This is a genomic window from Methanobrevibacter sp. (assembly GCF_017427765.1).
Classification (GTDB): Archaea; Methanobacteriota; Methanobacteria; order Methanobacteriales; family Methanobacteriaceae; genus Methanocatella.
This window is the reverse complement of record NZ_JAFRSC010000020.1, coordinates 92,149-115,048: the sequence shown is the minus strand read 5'-3', so window position 1 is coordinate 115,048 and position 22,900 is coordinate 92,149. Positions and strand designations below refer to the sequence as shown.

General features: G+C 28.6%; 14 protein-coding genes. 2 read left to right on the top strand and 12 right to left on the bottom strand.

The window, feature by feature from the left end; genetic code table 11:
- Positions 1–150: 150 nt before the first annotated feature.
- On the top strand, positions 151–4,308 hold the full coding sequence (locus IJL02_RS05845) for a glycosyltransferase (protein ID WP_292812819.1): 4,158 nt from the start codon (positions 151–153) through the stop codon (positions 4,306–4,308).
- Positions 4,309–4,314: 6 nt separating this feature from the next.
- Here the strand turns inward: IJL02_RS05845 and IJL02_RS05840 are convergent, their stop codons facing one another.
- From IJL02_RS05840 to IJL02_RS05795, 10 genes are all read right to left on the bottom strand, one after another.
- On the bottom strand, positions 4,315–4,917 hold the full coding sequence (locus tag IJL02_RS05840) for a class I SAM-dependent methyltransferase (RefSeq protein ID WP_292812814.1): 603 nt from the start codon (positions 4,915–4,917) through the stop codon (positions 4,315–4,317).
- Between the two features lie 30 nt (positions 4,918–4,947).
- Entirely contained in the window at positions 4,948–6,507 is a 1,560-nt protein-coding gene (locus tag IJL02_RS05835) for a glycosyltransferase (RefSeq protein ID WP_292812808.1), read from the bottom strand.
- 9 nt (positions 6,508–6,516) lie between these two features.
- Positions 6,517–7,566 (bottom strand): FkbM family methyltransferase, encoded by a 1,050-nt coding sequence (locus IJL02_RS05830; RefSeq protein WP_292812802.1) that lies wholly within the window; start codon positions 7,564–7,566, stop codon positions 6,517–6,519.
- Between the two features lie 4 nt (positions 7,567–7,570).
- Positions 7,571–10,234, bottom strand: coding sequence for a CDP-glycerol glycerophosphotransferase family protein (locus IJL02_RS05825; RefSeq protein ID WP_292812794.1), 2,664 nt, complete (start codon positions 10,232–10,234; stop codon positions 7,571–7,573).
- 23 nt (positions 10,235–10,257) lie between these two features.
- Positions 10,258–11,061 (bottom strand): acyltransferase, encoded by an 804-nt coding sequence (locus IJL02_RS05820; protein ID WP_292812788.1) that lies wholly within the window; start codon positions 11,059–11,061, stop codon positions 10,258–10,260.
- An 8-nt stretch (positions 11,062–11,069) separates the two neighbouring features.
- Positions 11,070–11,882, bottom strand: coding sequence for an acetyltransferase (locus IJL02_RS05815; RefSeq protein WP_292812780.1), 813 nt, complete (start codon positions 11,880–11,882; stop codon positions 11,070–11,072).
- A 13-nt stretch (positions 11,883–11,895) separates the two neighbouring features.
- Positions 11,896–12,510 carry a class I SAM-dependent methyltransferase gene (locus IJL02_RS05810; RefSeq protein ID WP_292812775.1) on the bottom strand — a complete coding sequence of 205 codons (615 nt, stop codon included), beginning with the start codon at positions 12,508–12,510 and terminating at the stop codon, positions 11,896–11,898.
- A 154-nt stretch (positions 12,511–12,664) separates the two neighbouring features.
- Entirely contained in the window at positions 12,665–13,597 is a 933-nt protein-coding gene (locus tag IJL02_RS05805) for an NAD-dependent epimerase/dehydratase family protein (protein ID WP_292812757.1), read from the bottom strand.
- A gap of 162 nt (positions 13,598–13,759) precedes the next feature.
- Positions 13,760–15,706: a hypothetical protein gene (locus tag IJL02_RS05800; RefSeq protein ID WP_292812750.1), complete on the bottom strand. Its 1,947-nt coding sequence runs from the start codon at positions 15,704–15,706 to the stop codon at positions 13,760–13,762.
- 2 nt (positions 15,707–15,708) lie between these two features.
- Entirely contained in the window at positions 15,709–16,833 is a 1,125-nt protein-coding gene (locus IJL02_RS05795) for a hypothetical protein (protein ID WP_292812748.1), read from the bottom strand.
- 260 nt (positions 16,834–17,093) lie between these two features.
- Here IJL02_RS05795 and IJL02_RS05790 point away from each other — a divergent pair, with 260 nt between their 5' ends.
- Entirely contained in the window at positions 17,094–17,564 is a 471-nt protein-coding gene (locus IJL02_RS05790) for a hypothetical protein (RefSeq protein WP_292812744.1), read from the top strand.
- 128 nt (positions 17,565–17,692) lie between these two features.
- On the opposite strand, the gene IJL02_RS05785 is transcribed toward IJL02_RS05790, so the two are convergent.
- Complete coding sequence (locus tag IJL02_RS05785; protein WP_292812739.1) at positions 17,693–20,590, bottom strand: glycosyltransferase; 2,898 nt, start codon at positions 20,588–20,590, stop codon at positions 17,693–17,695.
- 50 nt (positions 20,591–20,640) lie between these two features.
- Entirely contained in the window at positions 20,641–22,818 is a 2,178-nt protein-coding gene (locus IJL02_RS05780) for a hypothetical protein (RefSeq protein WP_292812734.1), read from the bottom strand.
- Between the last annotated feature and the right edge of the window lie 82 nt (positions 22,819–22,900).

Below are 22,900 nucleotides of genomic sequence, written 5' to 3'. Positions count from 1 at the left end.
GAACAAAAAATGCAATAGCAAAAAAATCAAATTGTATATTTATGAATTGAACTAACTAGTAAAAACTTTTAGAGAAAAACTATAGGTTAAACATATAAATATTATCCTATTTAAATAAAGTATATACAATAAGTTTTGGAGCATTAATGCATGGTATCTAAGAAAGATTTTAAATTTTCAATAATAATGGCAATTTATGATTGTGAAAATTACTTAAATCAAGCTATTGAATCTGTTATCAATCAATGTTTTGATTTTAAGGAAAATGTCCAATTGATTTTGATTGATGATGAAAGTACTGATTCATCAAAGGAAATAGCGTTAAAATATCAAAAAGAATATCCTGAAAATATAATTGTATTGTCACAGGAGCATTCAGGTGTTGCATGTGCTCGAAATCTTGGTTTGATGCATGCTTGCGGAGATTATATAAATTTTTTAGATGCTGATGATTATATTTCTGAAAACACATTGGGAGAAGTAAATGCATTTTTCAATCAAAATGACTGTAAAATTGCAGCCATTCCGATCAACTATTTTGAAAGGGAAAACAAACCAGATCAGTTCAATTATAAATTCGAAAAAACACAGATAATTGATTTGATTTCAAATCCCAACAACCCACAATTTTCCATATCTTCAGTATTTATCAAAGCCGATGCCATGCCTAATGAGTTTAACACTGAATTAATTTGTTCTGAAGATATATTATTTTTATACTCAATTTTAGTTAAAAATCCTCAATTGGGTGTTTTATCCGCTCCAACATATTATTACAGAAAAAGATATAATTTATCTGCTATTTCAGATTCAATTCAATTTAAAAAAGAATATTATATGCACAGATTAAGGAATTTCCATTTAAAATTAATAGAAATTTCAAAAAATGATTCTGAAGTTCCAAAATTCATCCAATATTTGTTAATTTATGATTTGGAAAAAATCATCACTCAGGAAGACTATTTCATGTGTGACAGTGAAGCTGAAAAGGAAGAGTTGATTTCACTTTTAAAAGAAATAATGCCCTACATTGAACCTGAAGTCATTAAAAATGCCAATATGGAAGATTCTTTAAGATATTTCTTCTACAATTTGGCATATGATGATTTGGAAGTTGGTTTTGATAATTTCAACTCAGTAGTAAGACACAATGGTGAAGATATAGATAATCTGTATGTTCCTGAACTTATTTTTAGAGAATTTGATTTAATTGATGGGGCTCTAAAAATTAAAGGATTTTTGAATAACTATTTGGATGGCGAGGTATTTTCCATCGAGTCCATTACTGAATTTTTCAATGGAAAAAGTGAAAGGAATTTGGCACAATTCATTCCAGATCCTTCATTTCGTGAACTTAAACACTCTTCAATTTATCAGAAGTTAAAGTATTTTACTTTAGATATTCCTTTCAATAAGAATATCTCTAAAATCAGCTTTAAGGTGGTCTATCATAAAAATGGAGATATAACTAATTATAGGGATGAAGATTTGATTGTGTTCAATCCGAAAATAGAATTGAAATTCGAAATGCCTGTTTTAAAAGACGGATTGAAAAAATGGGATTTTGAGGATTCACAAATTGTTGCTAAAAGCACTCATGATTTCAAATTTGCAGTAGTCATGGCGATATATAATACTGAAGATTATCTCGACCAATCCATCGGTTCTGTAATCAGTCAGACATTAGGTTTTAAAGAAAATATTCAGCTGATTTTAGTCAATGACGGAAGTGAGGATTCCTCAGAGGAAATCTGTTTAAGATATCAGGAAGAATATCCTGACAATATTACTGTTATCACTCAGGAAAATGCAGGTCAGGCTCATGCCCGAAACAACGGTTTTGAGATGGTGCGTGCAAAATACACCAACTTTTTGGATTCCGATGATTATCTGGAAGAAAATGCTCTGAAAGAAGCATATGAATTCTTTGAAAAGCATTATGATGAAACTGATATTGTTTCCATGCCGATTATCTTTTTTGAAAAGGAATCCGGAGACCATATGCTCAACAACAAATATTCTTCCTCAAGAATCATTGATTTAACAAAAGACCCTAACAATCCTCAGTTGCATTCAAACTCCGCATTTTTCAAGACAGATGTCTTTGCAAGGTTCAAATTTGCAACAAATGTGGTTTCATCAGAAGACGTTATTGTAATTAACAAAATTTTAATGGAAAAGAAGACATTGGGTGTCATTGACACTTCAAAATACTTCTACCGTAAAAGGTTTGATGAATCCTCAACATTGGATATCGTAACTACCAAAAAGGAATTCTTCACAGATAAATTGAGGGATTACTATTTGCACTTATTTAATTATGCCTTGTCAAAGGATGGTGAAATTCCAGATTTTCTAAAATACACTTTAGCATATGATTTGCAGTGGGTATTAAAAGAAGATTTGACAATTTTGAACAATCAGGAGAGAAAAGAGTTTTGGCATTGTTTATGGCAGGTCATTGACTACATTGATGAGGAGATGATTTTAAACAACAAGTTCATCAGAAATGAATTTACAATGAGGTTCTTTTTATCTCTTAAAAGAAATGATTTGCATGCTGAATATCGTGACAATAATGTGCTTCTTGAAATTGGAGATCACAGGTGCGGCAATCTTGCAAGCCACAACATATGGCTGGACATTGTTGAATTAAGAGATGGATTTTTAAACCTTTCAGGATTTTTAAACAGTTTCTTTGATGTGAAAAACATTTCTATTGAAGGGGTTAAGTATTATGACACGGTGGCGTTTGACAAGTTCCGTGCAAAGCCTGTCAGATATACCAGCAGGCCTCACATGACTTATTTGTCTGTACCGTTCCAGTTCAAAAACACCTTTGATTTGAAAATTCCTCTAACTGAACACGAAAAATGCAAAATCAAACTGCAGATTAATTACCACAAGGATGGGGACAATGAGAACTTTGCCAATGGCAATGTCATTTCTGTTAATCCAGGTCTTGCGTTTACAGACCATGTAAAAATGTCAAAATTAAGTAACTACAAGGCTGATGAATCTCATATTCTCTTCACGGAACACAATGACTTTTTCATTCAGCCAAACACTAAAAAGGATTTAATAAGTTTTGAAGAGAAAAACATTGAAAAACTTGTCAAGGAAAGTGAAAACAAAAAAGGCAAGGATTTGGAAATCTATAATGAAATCATTGAACTTAGAACAAATTATCTGAAAGATTTATCTAAAAGAAAATTGTTCTCCAGAAATAAAGAAATCTATCTCTTCCAGGACCGTATTGATTCTGCAGATGACAATGCGTATCATCTGTTTAAATACGCCGCTAAAATAAAGGATAATGTTAAAAAGTATTTTGTAGTATCTCGTGATGCAAAGCAATTCGAGGAACTTTCCAAAATAGGAAATGTCATTGAAGCAGGTTCATTTGAACACAAATCACTGATATTGAAAGCAGATAAGATTATTACAACTCACCCCTATGATACTCAGATAAATCCATTTTTCGACTGGGACAATGATGAGAGAAAACTTATTTCCGGTTTGCTTGATTATAAGATTTACTGGCTGCAGCACGGTGTAACCAAGGATAACATTTCAGATTGGATGAGAAAATATGATAAAGACTTGTCATTAATAGTTACAGTTTGTGAAGCAGAATCAGAATCATTTTATGAGGAAGGTTATGGCTTTGATCCGCAAATCGTTCAGAATTTAGGATTTCCAAGGTTTGACAATTTAAAGAAAAATGACAACAAGCAGATACTGATAATTCCAACCTGGAGAAAAACAATTACTGGAAACAGGCATATTTTCCTAAATTCACCATACTATGAAAACTTAAGTTCATTCTTATATAGTCCGAAATTACTGGATATGGTCAATAAGGGTTATGATATTGTATTCAGACCTCATCCTGAACTGTTTAAAAACATTGCCAATACGGATGAAAAATTCATTGATCTTTTTGACATTCCGGATGAAATATATTTATCTCGTGATGAATCCTATCAGGAACTGCTGAACAACTCTTCAGTATTGGTAACTGACTTTTCATCAGTATTTTTCGATTTTGCATACCTTAAAAAACCGGTCATTTATTTCCATCCTGAAAATGATCCTTATCACTATGAAGGAAGTTATTTTGACTATGAAACAATGGCATTCGGTAAAGAATTGGGAACCACTGATGAAGTTTTAGGAAAACTTGATGAATATATTGAAAACGGCTGTGAGATGGAAGATGAATATAAGAAAAGGGTGGATGATTTCTTCACATACACAGACCAAAACAACTGTAAAAGAGTATATGAATGGATTTTAGAGCATTAAGGCATATTAGGATAAATCCAATTTTTTCATGATTAAATCTAGTTTGTCTTCAAGCTTGTCCATTTTATAGTCCAAGTCTTCCACAGTTCCTTTTTCAGGTTTTTTAGCAATCAGATGACAATCATACCATGGATCAGAAATTTTATCGGTATTATGTCCTGTTTCAAGGATTGTGAAATTGATATATTTTGCCATTGCTTTCATTCCGTCCTGGTTAAAACGGTAGCAATCATACGGATTTTTGTGAACTGGGCCTGTACTTGGAACGATTAGACAGAACAATCCTCCGGGCTTTAATATCCTTTTAATCTGTTCTAAAGTAAGCCAGAAATATTCAATGTGTTCAAATGCCTGGCCTGAAACGACAACATCATATGTTTCATCATCAATTTCTTTCCAGTCATATGCATTTTCAACAACAATATGAACGTTGTTTCCTTTTTTTAAATCAAGACCTTGATAAGTCCATTTCTTTTCATTTAAGATGAGCCCATAATTGTAATCGCCGTTTCTGTCAAAGGAGCCTATGTCCAGAATTTTCAATTCATCGTTTGGATTTAAATAATTCTCTTTAAAGTATCTCATTTTTCTGTATGAGCTTTGATGCATTTTATCACTCTTTTATTTTAATTTTAATTATTATTTCTTTTTTAATAACTTTTTAAAAGAAAACCTGTTGTCTAGTTCAGTTTTCAAATAATTATTTTCCTCAATTAAATTCCTGTTTTTGGTTTTTAATTTTGATATTTCAACGGTATTGTTTTTGATTAATTCGTTTTTATTATCAATATTGTTATTTAATTCATCGATAATTTCATATTTATTTTTGATGATGCTGGTCAGCTTTTCCATTGTTTGTTGGTTGTTTTCGGTTTTGATGTTTAAGTCAGTTATGGCTTGTTCTTGATTTTGGATGGTGGTGTTGTTTTCATTGATTTTACTCTTTAGATTGTTTATTGTGTTTTCTTTGTCTTTAAGATTATTGTTTAATTCGTTGACTGTTTTTTCTCTGTCTTGGAGTTTATTATTCAATTCAGATATGGTTTTTTCATTATTTGGGATAATGGTATTGTTAAAATCGTTAATGATTTTATCTTTATTTTTAACATCATCATTTAACTCTTTTATTGTGTTTTCTTTCTCCTGAAGTTTGTTGTTTAATTCACTAATGGTTTTTTTATTTTTTAAGTCGTCTTCATTTAATTTAGCTAATTTATTTTCACTGTTTGAGAAATATTGCTTTATTAAATCAAAATCATTATAACTTTTTGATATAATGACACAATCATAAATAAACCTCTTATCTTCATCTAAAATATTTGGGAATTCCTTTATCTTCAAGGAAAGATAATCATTTTTCATTTTATTGAAAAATTCTCGTTTATGCTTTTCTTGAACCTGGTTGTATCTGTCAGTTATCCATGTTATTTTTAAGTTATACAACAGGTGTTTGTATCTGTCAAGTTGCCCGTGCTTTTCAAAGAGTTTAACTATGTCGTTTACAACTCCAATAATGTCAATGTGACCAATGTCTCCTGAAGCTGTCAGAGATTGATTATATCGTTTTCGAGTGTATAAAAACTCATTTATGAAGTAAATCCTTTCTGCTTTAAAGATAATATCCCAGAAGAACTGATTGTCATGGAATTTTGAATTTTCTCTGAATTTGGCACCTGTACTTTTGATAAATTCTGTGTTGTAGAATTTACACCATGGGCTTACATTAAAGTCAAACAGCAAATCTCCCAAGTCTTTGTATGAAAAAACATTGTCTTTGACTTTATTGTAGATATTTGTCATGTTCTGGTATTCTGTTTCAAAGTAATGATCCTTTTCAACGCCGTAGTTGATTGCCTTAAAAACCAGAAAATCGAGATTTTTTTCTTCAGATATTTCATAAAACTTTTCAAATGCGTTTAAATCTAGAATGTCATCGGCATCCATGCAAAACAAGTATTCTCCTGTAACTTTGCTCAGACCATAATTTCTGGCATTTCCTCCTCCTTGGTGTTTGAGGCTATAAACCTTAATCCTTGAGTCTTCAAAGCTATTTAAAATTGCCAAAGAATTGTCAGTTGATCCGTCATCCACACAAATCAGTTCCAAATCACCCAATGTCTGGTTTAAAATGGAATTGACTGAATCATTCAGAAATCTTGAAGCATTATATACTGGCATTACTACGGATACTTTAGGCATATTATCACACTACTTTGCTCTGCATTTGACTACCGTATCTGATAAAAACGGCCAAGGATTTTCTTTAACCACTTCAAATTCATATCCTAAATCCAAATCTGCAATCCATGGAATGATTTCAAAAAAGTCGGTAACTTTATGATAAATACTGATTGTTAAAATAGGTTTTTGACTCTTAATGGTTTCTATGGCTCCTTCAAGCAGTTCCAGTTCAGCCCCTTCAACGTCAACTGTGATGTAACCAACATCTAAGTTATTTTCCTTAACGAATGTATCTAGGGTAGTTTCTTCGACCTTTAGCTCAGTATCATAGTCTCTTGCATGGGGGTTGCTGGTTATTCCCTGAACGTTATCTCCTGAAAGGTATAGTGTCATCTCACCGTTTTTGTTTCCCAGGGATTTTTGCACTGGAATGATATTTTTAATGTTATTTGATTTAATGTTCTTTTTTAAAATTTCAACTGATTCTTCAAAAGGTTCGAATGCATAAATATTCTTGTTTGTAAATTTGGCTATTGGGATGGAAGTGTCTCCGGTATATGCTCCTGCATCGATAATATCCTTGTTTTTAATGAATTCCTTATCCTCATCGGTGAATGTGGAATCCATGAATGCATGTACATTGTATCGTCCAAGGTATTTGTATCCTGCAATTTCATTTGGGGCAGAGTATTTGAGTCTGAAATCTATAAATTCTTGCTGTTCTTTTAGTTCATGATTGAAATGAATGGATTTCATCTTTATAACATTCACTGCCAAAGCCCTAAGCAGAAGCCATTTGAATGTATTTTTTGATTTTTTATCCAAATGCTTTGTGACTTCTTTGAGTTTGTCTTCAAAGTCCTCACTGAAATAATAATTTATGTAATTCCAATTGCAAAATCCTGCATTGATTCCGTATTGTCTTAAAAATTCGTCTTTTAAGGTGATTTCCTTTTCTTCTTTAAGCTCTTTGATTTCCTTTTTAAGCTCTTCAATTTCTTTAACCAGAACTTCGTTTTTTTCTTTGTAATAGTTGTAAGAATTACTTTTTGATAGGATTTTTTGTTGAAAACTCATATTATCACAATTTTAAAATAGCATCATAGACTCTTTTACAATTATTTTTGTCTTTATATTTATAAAAATTATCTACTCTGGATTTATATTCATCTTTCATCTGGCAGTCGTTTTTGAGATATTCCTCAACAATTCCTATTAATTCCTCCTGTGTGGAGGTAACTTCGCCAAATCCCATGGTTTTGTATTTGAAATATCCTTCATCGAAATTGTAATCGTTGGCATATTGGTAATAAATTAATGGTTTTTCCATATATGCAAAATCGAATGCAACTGATGAATAATCGGTTATCATCAAATCTGAGGATTTAAACAGCTCCTGATATGTGCTGTTTTCATCTATTTTTACGTACTCGTTTGTGTCAAACAATTCAATGTAGTCATAAACTCTAGGATGTGGCTTGAAGATTATTTTGTAGCTATGGTTCTTAGCAAGTTCAATTAGGACCTTGTTGTTTATCAGGGAGTTCATCGCTTGGAAATACTCTGAATCCATAATGTATTGTGGAGGGGCATAAAGTAGTTTTTTTCTCCATGAAGGCATTATTAGGATTTGTTTTTTAGTTTGTGTTTTTTCTAAATTGTCAAATCTTGGAAAGCCTAAAACCTGTATTATTTCCTTTTTATAATTATATCCGTCATCTAAAAAGGATTTTGCTTCATCATCTGAAACTGCAGTAATTAACTTCAAGTTCTTTTCGTATTTGTGAAGCCATGATGAGACATTGTCTTTTGTAACGCCGTGCTGCAGAAATATTTTATCAGAAGAAATTAAACCAGCATATTGTCCTTCATTTTTGTTGATGAAAGGGTTTAGGATTTCATCATCCGGATGTGATGAGATGATTTTTTCAGCAAACAAATAAATCAATCTTTGCTTTATGGAATCAAATTCTAAAAGGTTCTTTAAGTTACTGAGTCTTTTAAAATCAGCTGATTTGATGTCAACAGTGAAATATTTTTTAATTCCATCTGATTTGTTTATTGAATATTTGTACAAATGTTCTGCATTGTCATCTGCAGACTCAATCTTGTCCATAAAAAGCCAGATTCTTTTATTTCTGTAAAGTGGATATAATAGAACATATAAAATTCTTATGAGTAATGCTGAGTTATAATATTCTTCTCTTCTTTTTAAAATTCGCAAAAGTATTGGAATTTCATTTCTAATCATTTTCAGATAAGAATATTTTGAAATGAAGAATTTATTTTCCTTGAATTTTAAGAAGTAATTGCCTAAAATGCTGTAATTGCTTAAGGTTGAAAGTCTTGCATAATATGAAAAGTCATTGGTCAGGTTCCATTTTGATTTCTCATTTGAATTTTTGCCGATAAATCTTGTGATTATTTCAACCGAAGAGTCTTCATCAATCGGAATTTCCACATCAAAGTTATATCTGTCTTCGATTGAACAGTTTAAAAAGGTCTTTGCAGTGTTTTGATAGTATACTCTTTTTGCAACGAATGTTTCTTTTCGTGAGTTTGATGTTTTGACGATTTCAATTTGAATGTCTTCATCTTTGAAAAAGGACATCAGATATCCTGAGATATATAATGTGTTCTTTCTGATTTCAATGATATCCAGCCAGATTTTGTGAATGTCAAGTTGATCTATAAGTTTATCGCCTGAATACATATAGGCCGTTTCATCACTGTATACGGAATGGATGTTCTCACAGGTTACAACTTTGTTTAAATCAACATTAACGTTGGAGTATTTGATGGCTAACATATGATTTCTTATGTTTAATCTATCGTCTCTTAAAGATAATATGGTGTTGTCATCCAAATTTGATAAAACATCTCTGATATCTACATAAACTTGTTCGATTTCATCAATTTCTAAAATTTCACTAACGTCATTGATTCTAAACATCCACTGCAGGTCATACACAATCAGATATTGGATGAACTTGGGCACTTTTTCATATTTGGCTTTAGAAATGTCAATTAGCTCTTTAAAATAGTTTTCTAATCTGTCATGATAAAATTCCTTTTTTAAATAAACGGAATTCAATGTTGATGAGTTGTTTTTCCTTCTTCGGTACCAATATTTTGCATTTTTTATAACTCCGTAACAGGGATTGTCTATTAACATGTTATTAATCATTAATGCATCTTCAGAGGAGACAATATTGGTTGCAAATTGGTACTTTGGGAATAATTCCACTTTAAAAAAACTGGAATTGGCGTGAAGTTGCGGAAAGTCCCAATCATTATTTAAATCGGCAACTTTTGTTGTTTCATATTTGTAGTTTAAAGGGTGCTCACCGTCTTCACCATCAAAGAAAAACATTGGAACGGATGCAAAATTAACTTCGGGGTTATTTTTAAAGAAATTTAAAACCTCTTCAAAAGTATTTGAAGAAAATTTATCATCGCTGTCTAAAAAATTAATGTAATCTCCGGTTGCATGCTTTAGGCCACTGTTACGGGCAACAGCCTGGCCTTGGTTTTCCTGATAAGTATAAATGATGTTTTCTGGGTATTGGTTGAGGTATTCTTTACAGATTTCTTCAGTATTGTCTGTTGAACCGTCATTAACTAAAATAACTTGGATATTTTCTTTAAATGGGAGGGTTTGTTTTAATAATGAAGTTATTGTCTCTTCCAAATACTCTTCACAATTGTAACAGGCTATTACAACAGAAAATGGTTTTTTAATCATTGAAATTTAATCTCCTCAACGATTTATTTTAAACTGAATCTATTTTTTCCGGCTTCTAAAAAAGTAGATTCGAAATATTTTACAATATCATTTGATTTTGCAAATTTATTTATATCTGAATCAATATCTTCAAAATCAAGTGTATTATCATCTATTTCGTAAACAAAATTTTCTGAATCATATTGGGAATATTTGATTGTAGTTAGTTCGCTCCATGGGTGAACGGAATAACCGAGCCAAAATGTATCCTCTTTAGTCAATCTTGCCGGAGAACCAGCAAAAGTGGTGTTTGATGGAACATGTTTATTTGATAAGACAGAGTTTGCACCAATAATGGAACCTGATCCGATATGGGTTCCCTTTAATATCATTGAGCCTTGACCTAGCCATACATGGTCTCCGATGAAAATGCTTTTGGAATAGTTTAATCTTTCTTTAGTTTTTGTGTGATAGATTAGATGGGCATCCGCCACTCTGATTGATATGTTGTAGGAGAATATGCAATCTTCTCCGATAATGACATTTTGTGATTCTGATAATATGATTGAGGACATTCCGTTAAAGTAATTGTTTTTACCGATAAAACATGCATTGTTTCCATTAATTGAAATGTTTAATGCATAATCAAAATTATTGCTTGATAAGTATAATACTGAATTGTCTCCATTAAAATCAATTCTGGAATTCCATAGGTTTACATTTTCTTCACAAACCAGAATGTTGTTTTTACCATTGATATTTATTTGGGAGTTTGTCAGTTTGGGAATTTCACCAATAAACTCATTGTTTTCAATATTTAAAAGGTCATCTCCATTTGTTATCTGCACATTAACACCTATTTGATTGTAAAACGGTTGGCACGTTTATTTCTAACAAATAATTTTTGAATAAACTCTAATCTTGAAGCAGAATCTAAACTTCTTAAAATTTGATCAATTTTATTCATGTCCAAAGTCTCTTGATTGACAAATTCGTATATGAAAACATCACTTTTATAGTCTTTAGTTTCTATGGAAGCTTCGGCTCGGTTATATGCTAAAAAGTCATTGGTATAAAAAACATTTTTTCTCTCAAGCCTAACTGGATTTCCAAAAGCTATTGAGTTAGATGGGATGCGTGCATTATGGGGTACAAAAGAGTTGTTTTCAAGTATTGTACCAGAACCTATTTGTGCTCCTCTTGAAATGTAAGCCAAATGCCCAATCCAGACATGATCTCCAATGAAAACACTTTTTGCAAAGTTTACTCTTTGTTTGGTCTGATTATCATAAATTGGATAAATATCTGCTGTTCTGATGTTGACTCCGCTGGAAATTGTAACTCCAGCACCTATAATGACATTTTGATTTTCTTGGATGTTAATGTTGATTGGAGATGACATGTTTCCTTCTCTTCCAATGAAAAATGTAGAATCGTTGTAAATAACTAAATTAAATGAGTATTTGGAGTTCATTGCAGAAGATAGGTAAACTATGGAATTGTTTCCATTGAATGTGAATTTGGCATTGTCTAATTTGACATTGCCTTCACAATATAAAACATTATTGTCTCCTTTAAATGTTATTTGAGATTTATGCATTTCAGGATTGCCAACAACCCTATTTTTTTCTAAATTTTCAATATCGCTTGGTGACTTTACGGTTTCCATATAATCAACTTATCTATTTTTTATTAATGGCCTCTAAAATTGAGTCTAGTTTTCCTTCTAGATTGTTCATTCTATCTTCAAGTTCTTTTGTATCTTCAGTTGTTAACTGCCCCGCTTTACGAGCAACTAGACATGCATCATTCCATGGTTTTGCTTCTTCTCGCTCATCAACTGATGCATGAAGAACTTCCAAATTGACATATTTTGCCATTGCTTTAAGACCATCTTCGTAGAATAGGTAACAATTAGGAATATTTCCACCATGTCTAGGGCCTGATGATGGAACTATGATGCAAACATAACCTCCAGGTTTTAAAACTCTTTCAATTTCAGACATGGTAAGCCAAAAGAATTCTAAATGTTCAAATAGTTGTCCTGAGATTACAACATCGTAAGTATTGTCTTCAACTTCAAACCAATTGTAGATATCTGTTACAACAGTGTCAACATTGTGTCCTGCTTGAAAATCAAGTCCTGTGTATGTCCAATTTTCTTCTTTAAAAATATCTGAATAATTGTAATTTCCTTTACCATCAAGGGATCCTACATCAAGGATATCTAATTTATTTGAATTGCTTAAATAGGTATTTTTAAACCATTCCATTTTTGAATGTGAATTTTTATGCATAAAAACATCTCCTTTATATACTTATTATATCTACTTTATAATTATTTAAAAGTTATTGAAATCATAATTCTGGAACGTTCAAAAACGTGAATGTTAATTATTTTATTGATTCAATTCTTTAAATTCTTCTTTTTAATAATGATTAAATATTCGGTTATAAAATTAATTTAAACCAATTAATAGTTTCAATCAACTGATTCTCAAAATTATCCGTGCAAACCTCAAAACCGATTTTGGTCATATTGGAAATATCCGCATGTGAATGTTTAATATCTCCAGGTCTTTCAGGTAAATATTCAGCTTCAATTTCACTATTAAGTGTGTTTTTAATAATTTTGTACAGGTAATTAATGGAAATTCTTTTACCACTTGCAACATTTACAATGCCGTTAAAATCAGACTCTGCTGCTTTTATATTTGCTTTTGCAACATCGCCAACATAAACAAAATCTCGAGTCTGCTCACCATCCCCATAAATGACAGGGGATTTATTTTTTAATAGTGCATTGATAAAATTTGGAATTACTGCAGCATAGGGGGAATTTTTGTCTTGTTTTGGTCCAAACACATTAAAATATCTGAGAGACACATAATTTAAATTATAACTTTCATAAAATGATTTTAAATATAGTTCACAACAAGCTTTAGATGCTGCATATGGTGAAGCTGGATTCGGAGGTTCATTTTCATTTAGAGGTAAATTCGAATTATCTCCATAAACTGCAGATGATGATGAAAAAATTATCTTTTTAATGTCATTTTTCACACATGCATCTAATAAATTAATAGTATTTGAAACATTTTCGTCATGGCATTTTATGGGATGTTCCATACTTAACGGAACACTGACCATTGCAGATAAATGAAAGACATAATCAATATCATTTAAGCATTTATTCAGATTCACCTTATCTAAATTTGATTTAATAATAGTTAGATTTTCATGATTATAATCATTTAGATAATTCAGATTTCCTGATGAAAGATTGTCAATGATTGTTATGCGATTGTCTTCAAGTAAATTATTAGCAATATGTGACCCAATAAAACCTAGACCTCCAGTAATTAAGATATTTTGACTTTTCATTAAATCACTTTGATAAATGGATAATTATTTTTTTAAGTTTATTAATAAATATTTTTTTTGATGATACTAATATTTTGTTAATGTTTCATTAAAAATATTTCATGAAACTAATTTTCTTTACAAAAGTAAAATTAAATTTTATGTGCTAAATTAACTGAATATTCAATCATCATGTGTTAAAATATAGTCCAATAACTCTTTTTTGGAGTTTCTATTGAAATATTTTTTGTTAAATGTTCTTTTCTCTTCAAATCCATTGCAAACATAATGCATTTCAGGTGAAAAATATTTACACCAATTACTTCCTTTAATATCAGGATTATTATTCAAGTAAAAACCAATATCAAAACATTTGCTGTTGGATAATGCTTTTAAAAGTTTAAAATTTATAGATATGTCTTTTGGATTTGATTTTGAAATTAACAGTAAATATGTGAATGGAGATGAAATCTTTTTAGCTAATGAATTATTTTTAAGATAGTTAATTTCAGCATGGTTATTGTTTATTTCATCTTTAAAACAGCTAATACAATACTCTTTAGTTTCATTTATAGCCATTTGATTGATTAAATTCTGTTCGGTATGGCAAATAATTTCATCTTTTTCATTTAATTCTTTGTTTTTTTGTTTGATAAGTTCTTCTTTTTTATAAATTTCTTGTATTTGATTGTTAAGTTCAGTTTCTGTTTCATTGAGTTTTGTGTTAATTTCATTAAATCTATTTTTAAGGGAATTTATTAGTTTTTCTTTATGTTGAATTTCTACATTTTTATTGTTTAACTCTTCAGTGTTGCTTTTTAAGTTATTTTCATTTTCAGCACTTATTTTCATTTTTTCAGATAAATTTCTTTTTAACAAGTTAATTTGATTAGTTGCAGCATTAATTTCATTAGTATAATTCATTTCATTATTATTTAAAATTTTTTTCAGACCTTCAATTTCCCTATTTAATGAGTTAATTTGATCATTCGCTCCTGTAAGTTTATTATTAAGTAGTTGTTTAGTTTTTTCCATTTCATATACCTGGTTTTGAAGTGTGATGATTTCGTTTTCTTTGTTTATTAATTTGGTTTTTAGTGTTTCTTCTGTTTTGTTTAATTGGTTTTGGAGGGTGGTGATTTCGTTTTCTTTGTTTATTAATTTGGTTTTTAGTGTTTCTTCTGTTTTGTTTAATTGGTTTTGGAGGGTGGTGATTTCGTTTTCTTTGTTAATTAATTTTGATTCCAGATTTTTTATCATAGAATCTTTTAAACTCAGTTCACTTTCAATATTGCTTAATTGGCTGTTTTTATAGTTTAATTCATTATTGTCCATTCTAATTTTACTTTCATAATCATCAATAATGTTGTCTTTTTTCAAAATTTCGAATTCTAATTCTGTAATGGATTCATCTGAAATATTCGATTTAATAATATGGGAACATAATAGGTTATTTTCAAGTAATTTGTCTGTAAAATCAATGTCACTCAATTCATCACTTTTAATATTCTTTTTTATAATTTCAATTCTTTTCTGGTTTATTTGTTGTTTAAGATATAAAATTGTAATATTTTCAATAAAATCTAAATTTATAATGCCCACATGACTGTTTTCTGAAATAAAATCTTCAATTGCTGTTAACACGCCATTTTTAGGAGTATTTTCTTCATTAGCATGATAGAGTCCATTGGAAATTGTTAATTTTGTGTTATTATAATAAATTGGAAAGTTATTTGTATATTTTTGTTTAAATTCATTGGGAATATGGTCTGGATTTAAATAGGCATCTCTACGTTTATTTGGAAATTTATTATTGCAAATAAAAACTAATGGAAAACCATCGTTGATGTCATTAATAATGTTTAATTGGTTAAACACAGTATACCAATTTGGGTCATCATCTAAAAAAATTGCATCATAACTATCTAATTTTGAGAGTGCTGTTAAAGGATTATCATTAATATTTTTAACATTTTTTATATTCTCTAAATTTATTGTGGTAATGTTGCAGTCATATTTTAAAATTTCATTAAGAATACTTTGATTTTTTAAACCAGAAATAATAATATTTTCAACTTTGAAAATTTTTAAAATTTTAGGGATAACTCTGAAATCATAATATTTAAACATATTCATTCCCTCCTATTTAATGAATTTATGGTCAAATCTTTTTCTTCAATAATTGATTTTAAGATTTTTATTTCTTCTTTTAAAGATTCGATGTTATTATCTTTCTCATCAGAAGATAATTTAAAGATCTTATTTTCTTCGGTTAGAAAATTATTTTTTGATTGATTCTTGGATAAATCTGAAGTTAATTTATTAATTTCGGCAGATTTTTCTGAATTTTCAGATTTTAGTTCAGAAATAATGTTTTCAGATGTGGAGAGGGTGTCGTTTAATTCATTAATCTCGGAATCTTTTTCGGTATTTGATGAAGTTAATTCAGAAATAATTTTTTCATTAGTGGAAATTTTTTCATTTAATACATATAGTGCTGTTTCTGATTCTGCCATTGATTTTAATAATTTTTCTTCATTTTCAGATAAATTGGTAATAATATTGTTTAGTTCGTTGATTTCTGTGTCTTTTTCTTCTGTGATTGTGTTTATTTCATTGTTTAGTTCGTTGATTTCTGTGTCTTTTTCTTCTGTGATTGTGTTTATTTCGTTGTTTAGGTTGTTGATGTGGTTGTTTAGTTCGTTGATTTCTGTGTCTTTTTCTTCTGTGATTGTGTTTATTTCGTTGTTTAGTTCGTTGATTTCTGTGTCTTTTTCTTCTGTGATTGTGTTTATTTCGTTGTTTAGTTCGTTGATTTCTGTGTCTTTTTCTTCTGTGATTGTGTTTTCAATATAATTCAATTTTTCGTTTAATGAATTTATTAAATCAATTTTTTGACATAATTCGTTTTTTGTTTTTCCAAGTTCTTCACTTAAATCTGTAATTTTATTGAGATTTTCATTTTTTAGGATTGAAATTAATTCAAAATATTTTTCATTGTTTTTATTTTGAATTTGTTTTAATTTATCTTCATAAGATTCAAGGGATAATAATAAATATTCATAATTTTTACTAGTAATCTCTTTAGAATTATTTAATTCATTATCTAATGAATAAATTTTATCGTTATGTTCTTTTAATTTTTGATTGATGGTTGAATCAGGATTACTAAAATATTCCTCGAAATTTTTTAACACATTGGTGAAATTTTCTATTTCTTCTAATAAATTATCTATGCCATTATTTTTTTTAGACATTTTATTACCTTCATTTATTTTAAAAGAATTTTCTTATTTGAATATTTGATTAAACATTAATATAAATTTACTTAAACTAATATTTTCTTTCAAAACTTAAATTATTTTTAGAAAATTATTCGGTTTTGTTTTAATAATTTGTTTTAAATTAATTCTATTATTGAATCTGCTTTTTTTACATTATATCTTGGGGGGGGGAGGTGATTTTTTATAAACTATTAAATAATAGTTTACTTAAATTTTAATATGGGAGGTAATTCATGAACAAGAAATTTGTCATTCCAATATTGCTCATCATAATTATACTGAGCATAGGATTTTTTGCTTTAGAAGGATTTTTTGATTTTGGTGGATCTAATAGTAGTGAAATTATTGAAGTAGGTGCTGCTAAGTTTCATATGCCTGAAGGTTATCATATTGATGAGAATAATTCTAATGCTGATCTTGCCATAACTAATGGATCTAATGTGTTCTTTATAAAGAAATGTGGTGGAAAATCTGCTAACCCCTATATTGAAGAATATGTTAATTATACTACAGAAAATGGGCAATCTCTATCAAATTCAACTTTAAAAATTAATGACTTTTTAGTCTATAGATATATTAACAATCAAAATCAAGCGGTGCATTATTGGTTTGTTTATAATAAAGAAGTTTATACTATTTATACTTGGGTAAATACTCCTAATTGTGATGGTATTGCATTCGAATTAATTAATTCACTTAATTAACTTTTTTTTATAAGTTTCAGATTTATATTTTTTGGAATTTTTAATTCCTTTAATTATTTTTTTATTATTTCTATTTAATTATATTTTCCTGATTAATAACATTTCTAATTATTGGGGATGTATAATATTTATTTTTTAGATTTAAATCTATTTAATACACCTTTATTTTTTTTATTTTCTATGTAATCTATTTTAAGAGCCATGCTTTTATTTTTATTTTTCATATGATCTATTTTAAGAATTAGGTTCTTGTTTTCAGCACATACTGTGTTGTATTTTGTGGTTAATTCTGTGTTTTCAGTTTGTAATTTGGTTAGGTTGTTTTCTAGCTTTTTGTTTTCGTTGCATGTTGTGTTGTATTTTGTGGTTAATTCTGTGTTTTCAGTTTGTAATTTGGTTAGGTTGTTTTCTAGGTTTTTGTTTTCGTTGCATGTTGTGTTGTATTTTGTGGTTAATTCTGTGTTTTCAGTTTGTAATTTGGTTAGGTTGTTTTCTAAAGTTTTATTTTTATTCATGATGCTTTGAACTTCTGAAGACTTTTTGTCTTTATCTATTTCATATTTTTTATTAAATGAAGCACCTAGTTGAACATAAGATTCTAGATTACATTTCACGGTCCATTCAATGTGTATGTTCAAAATTTCAGAATTTTTCACAGATTTCTTTAAAATAAATGGTTCATCATGCCAAGCAAATTCATGGCCTTCAATATATTCTTTATCATTAATGGTTAGTGTTGTGTAATCAATTAATATTTTGCGCCTTTTTTTATTTTTATCTCTAGAATCAATGCCTCGTAGGAATAATTCAAATTCTCCCTCATTAACCATTTTTAGTTTCAAATCAAGATTTCCCTTCTTACTTTCAATTACAGCTCCTTTCCCTTTATCATTTTCCATCCATTTAGGCCAATTGATTTTAGAGTGGGTATCGGAATTTTCAATAATTTCAAATGAATTAGTTTCATTCCCAGTATTCTTTAAATCAAGACGGGCAGTTTGATATAAATGTGAATCGCCCATATTACTTTCAAATTCACTTAATTTTAATTGTGAGTTAAATAAATCTATAGAAAGTTGATATTCTTTATAGGTATCACAATTTAATGCTAATTCATATATACAACGTGTTTCAGGAATTAAATCCATCAAAACTCTTTCAAATTCTATTTTTCGATTAATAAAATCGGATTTCATTTCATTGAAGAAATCTTGTTTGTATTTTATATTTACTTTTTGGAATCTTCCATATGCACTTCTCAATTTTTTATCGAGGATTACTTTTAGATAAGCATCATACTCTCCGTATTTTTTTGTTATATCAATGATTTTATTGGCAATTTTTAATGTATCTGAAAAATTTCTATTTTCAGCAGTTGTGGTAATGGAGCCTAATCTAATTCTTCTATAATATAAATGTTTGTCCCAAAAGGAAACTCTTTTGGATTTAAACATTGCTTCAATGAAAAAAGGATTATCTTCAAATATTAATCCTGAGGGAAATTCCAAATTATGGATTAAATCATGCCTAAATAATTTTCCAGGAGCTGAAACTGCCATCTGAAGAAGATTTTCTCCAATGTCAGTGTAGTTAAATATTTTGCCATCCATATTTTTCAAGAAATTCATTTCATAGTAATTACTAGTAAATTGCTTTCTAGTGTCATCATCAAAATTAATTAATTTAAAAATGAGCATATCTAAGTTATTCATTTCGCAGATTTCATAGGTCTTCTCAAGAGCGGTTTCATCAAGAATATCGTCACCATCCATGAAATAGATATATTTTCCTGTTGCATATTTTATTCCTTGAGTTCTTGTGAATGCCAATCCGTGATTTTCTTGTAGATAAATATTGATTCTAGAGTCATTTAATGCATACTCTTTAACAATTTCTAATGAATTATCTGTGGATCCGTCATTTATGCAGATTATTTCAATGTCAGTTAATGTCTGATTAACTATCGAATCTAAACACTCCCTTAAATATTTTTCAACATTATAAACTGGAATAACCACAGATACCTTTGGAATAAGAGGATTATCGATTAATGTTATTGTATTAGAGTAGGCGTCTGGAATATGATTATTATCTTCATCAGTTATAATCATTAAGTTGTTTATGTAAATTTTATTAATCATTTCATTAAAAGAGGATACGATATTTTTTGTAAGATTTTTATCTCCATAACTTACGAATACTTTAACAATATTGTCCATTACTTCCAATAAGTTTATTAATTCATTTTTATTATAAACGTGAACATCCCTGTCTTTCAAATTAATTAAACTTTTTGAGTATTCGTGAACCATTTTATCAAATTTTTTATTGCAGATTAATTTAAAAACTTCATAGAAATGGACAAAATAATCGTAATATTTGACAGAATTATTAAGCTTATTCGCAGTCGGAGTATTATATGAATAATACATTACGGGAACTTCCAAAAATTCATCAATTCTAGTTAAAACTTCACAAAGAAATAGGGGATCCTGTCCTCTCAACAAATCGGGAAATTTGATATTATGTTTAATTAAAAAATCTCGTTTAAATATATTTTTATAAAAATACCATGGAACACAATAATCTTTAGGACTTTTTAAGGATAATTTTTCAATTTCTTTAAAACATTTGAATGTAGTATTAATGCCTTTTTCTGAAACAAACTGCATGCTTCCAGAAGCCATAATCATGTTTCTGGTACTAGCTTCACTATATAATATATTTAAAGCATTATTATCAACGATATAATCGTCAGAGTCTAAAAAAGCAATATATTCTCCATTTGCTTCTTTCAAACCTTTATTTCTGGCTTTACCTGCACCTTGATTTTTTTGAGAGAATATTCTAATACGATTGTCCTCTTCAGCAAAACTGTGTAAAATATTTAGAGAATTATCTGTAGATCCATCATCAACACAAATTAATTCTAATTCGTTTAAAGTTTGATTTATCACACTCCCTATTGAGTTTTCTAGTTTTGTTTCATCATTGTACACAGGCATAATGATTGAAATTTTTACCATTTTTTTACCTCTTTAATAAAAAATTGAATAATGTTTATATTTTCATAGAGTTATGTTTTTTCATAACTACTTGAACTATTAAAAGGTAACCATTCACAGTAGATATTTAGAATTTCCTTGTCTTTAACATCCACATAGAAATCTAAACAATTGTCATGTGTTGTAAGTACATTATTTTCGATAAAATTTTTACCATTTATTCTTAATTTAGTATAATCTATAAAAACAGGGAATCTATTTCCATTTTTATCACGAATATCCGAACCCCTTAATCTTATTCTTAATTTACCGTCTTTTATGCATGAAATTTTTAGGTTTAATACTCCTTTAAAACTTTGAATACATGCTCCTTTACCTTCATCAGATTCAAACCATTTGGGGTAAGATTTTATTAAATTAGGATCATCATATTCAATTATTTCTACACTATTTTCTTTTGAACCAATATTAAGTAAATCAATTCTTGAAGTAGTATATTTTAATAATAATCCCATTATCTTTGAATTGATAGTATCTTCTTCAATTTCATAGGGTTGTCCAGTTAAAAAACTTTTAAGCCATTTTTTTAAACTCTCATTGTTAATTATTTTATATTGCGTGTCATGAATTATTTTTAGTATGGATATTGCAGCATAAGCATGTTTTAAAGGGTAGCGATTATCATTTTTTATTACATCTAATATTTTTTGATATATTTTAGGTGAGTAATATTTTTCAAATTCTAATTCAAATGATTTTGAACTAAAAATTGTAGTTAAAAATTCATCAACTTCATTATATTTCACATAATCTTTATTATTATTTGGGGATTCACAGAAATTATCAATATCTGGTCCAGAAATTATCTTTTTTGAAGTAATTTTTAAAGGATATTTTTCATTTAATTTTTTAGCATATTTTAGTGTATCAATATCAATTTCACGATTTCCTTCAAAATTGAAGTTTAATAATTTTGGACAGTATCTAGTGTAAATTAGTGCCATTAATAAATTTCTATCATCACATTCATTGGTTTTTAATTTTAATTTATATAATTCGGAATCTATTAATGGGGTTAATGTAAATTCATTGAAAAAATATGATTCGACCATTGCTTTTCCAAAATGGTGTCTACATCGTATTTCTTTGTACATTCTTTCAGGTATTTCTCTTAAGTTTTTTTCATCAATTTTAAATTTATTTTTAACTGCTTTTAATCCAGAATTTATTACATCTTCACTAACTAAACTTAAATTTTCATCAAAATGCTTTATGCGGTTGGTGATATATTGGGAATATTCTATAGGTGTTTTATTATAATACCATCGAATACTTTCACCGCCACTTCCAGTTACTATATAAACTGGTTCAGTTAATCTACGATATGTAAAATGCATTTCTTTATGGAATCCAAATTTCAAGTAAAATGATAAATTTAAAGGAGTTTCAAGTTCATGAAATAATATTTTATTTGATTTAATAATATCTTTATTCAATTTAAATTCAAATTCATCAGCAATTTGTGATGCTATGGCATAATCCTGTTCAAAAGTATGTTTTTTAGCATTATAACTTCTAACAAAAACTTTATTCAAATCAATTCCTGCAGTTATCCACAGAGATGCCACAATTCGACTATCAAATCCTCCACTCAACTCAACAATAATATTATTTGTTTTAGATTTCAATGTTCTAAAAATTTTCACCCATTTATTATACCAGTTATCTAGTATTTCCATACCTTCTTCTGAATCAAGTGATATTGAACTCTCTTTGTAATCAATTTCTTTTAATATTATTTGACAATTAGTTTTATCAATTATAACTCTACAATTTCTTGGCAACATGCAAATTTCATTAATTAATGTTTCATTATATGAAAAAGAACATAAATCTGCAAATAGGAATGCATCTGCATAATTTTTATTAAATGATATAAAATGCCTGTCTTTTAGATGTTCAACTAATTTAATAAATGAATTTGAAATAGCAAAATAGTTCTGATATTTATATAAATATAATCCGTAAGTTCCCATAAAATCCTGATTAATAACTATTTTTTCATTGCTGACATTAACTTGGATATATGCACCATTTAATCCAATATTATTAGTGTCTATTAAATCTTCTTCTTGAATAATTCCATTTTCTTGAATGGCATATCCATAAAACCTCTGATTAACTAAATTTAGATTATTAGAATCAATTACAAAAAATTCATCGCCATACATATCTTCAAATTCAGACATTTTATTTCCCTCGTTAATAATATAAAAATTAATATTTTAAGATTATTATTAAATATGTATTCATTAGTATATAATTAATGCT

Excerpts from the sequence above, each read along its gene's own strand:
- IJL02_RS05800 (WP_292812750.1), bottom strand. The coding sequence starts at position 15,706 with ATGTTTAAATATTATGATTTCAGAGTTATCCCTAAAATTTTAAAAATT.
- IJL02_RS05810 (WP_292812775.1), bottom strand. The coding sequence starts at position 12,510 with ATGCATAAAAATTCACATTCAAAAATGGAATGGTTTAAAAATACCTAT.
- IJL02_RS05785 (WP_292812739.1), bottom strand. The coding sequence starts at position 20,590 with ATGGTAAAAATTTCAATCATTATGCCTGTGTACAATGATGAAACAAAA.
- IJL02_RS05805 (WP_292812757.1), bottom strand. The coding sequence starts at position 13,597 with ATGAAAAGTCAAAATATCTTAATTACTGGAGGTCTAGGTTTTATTGGG.
- IJL02_RS05790 (WP_292812744.1), top strand. The coding sequence starts at position 17,094 with ATGAACAAGAAATTTGTCATTCCAATATTGCTCATCATAATTATACTG.
- IJL02_RS05780 (WP_292812734.1), bottom strand. The coding sequence starts at position 22,818 with ATGTCTGAATTTGAAGATATGTATGGCGATGAATTTTTTGTAATTGAT.
- IJL02_RS05830 (WP_292812802.1), bottom strand. The coding sequence starts at position 7,566 with ATGAGTTTTCAACAAAAAATCCTATCAAAAAGTAATTCTTACAACTAT.
- IJL02_RS05840 (WP_292812814.1), bottom strand. The coding sequence starts at position 4,917 with ATGCATCAAAGCTCATACAGAAAAATGAGATACTTTAAAGAGAATTAT.
- IJL02_RS05815 (WP_292812780.1), bottom strand. The coding sequence starts at position 11,882 with ATGGAAACCGTAAAGTCACCAAGCGATATTGAAAATTTAGAAAAAAAT.
- IJL02_RS05835 (WP_292812808.1), bottom strand. The coding sequence starts at position 6,507 with ATGCCTAAAGTATCCGTAGTAATGCCAGTATATAATGCTTCAAGATTT.
- IJL02_RS05795 (WP_292812748.1), bottom strand. The coding sequence starts at position 16,833 with ATGTCTAAAAAAAATAATGGCATAGATAATTTATTAGAAGAAATAGAA.
- IJL02_RS05845 (WP_292812819.1), top strand. The coding sequence starts at position 151 with ATGGTATCTAAGAAAGATTTTAAATTTTCAATAATAATGGCAATTTAT.
- IJL02_RS05825 (WP_292812794.1), bottom strand. The coding sequence starts at position 10,234 with ATGATTAAAAAACCATTTTCTGTTGTAATAGCCTGTTACAATTGTGAA.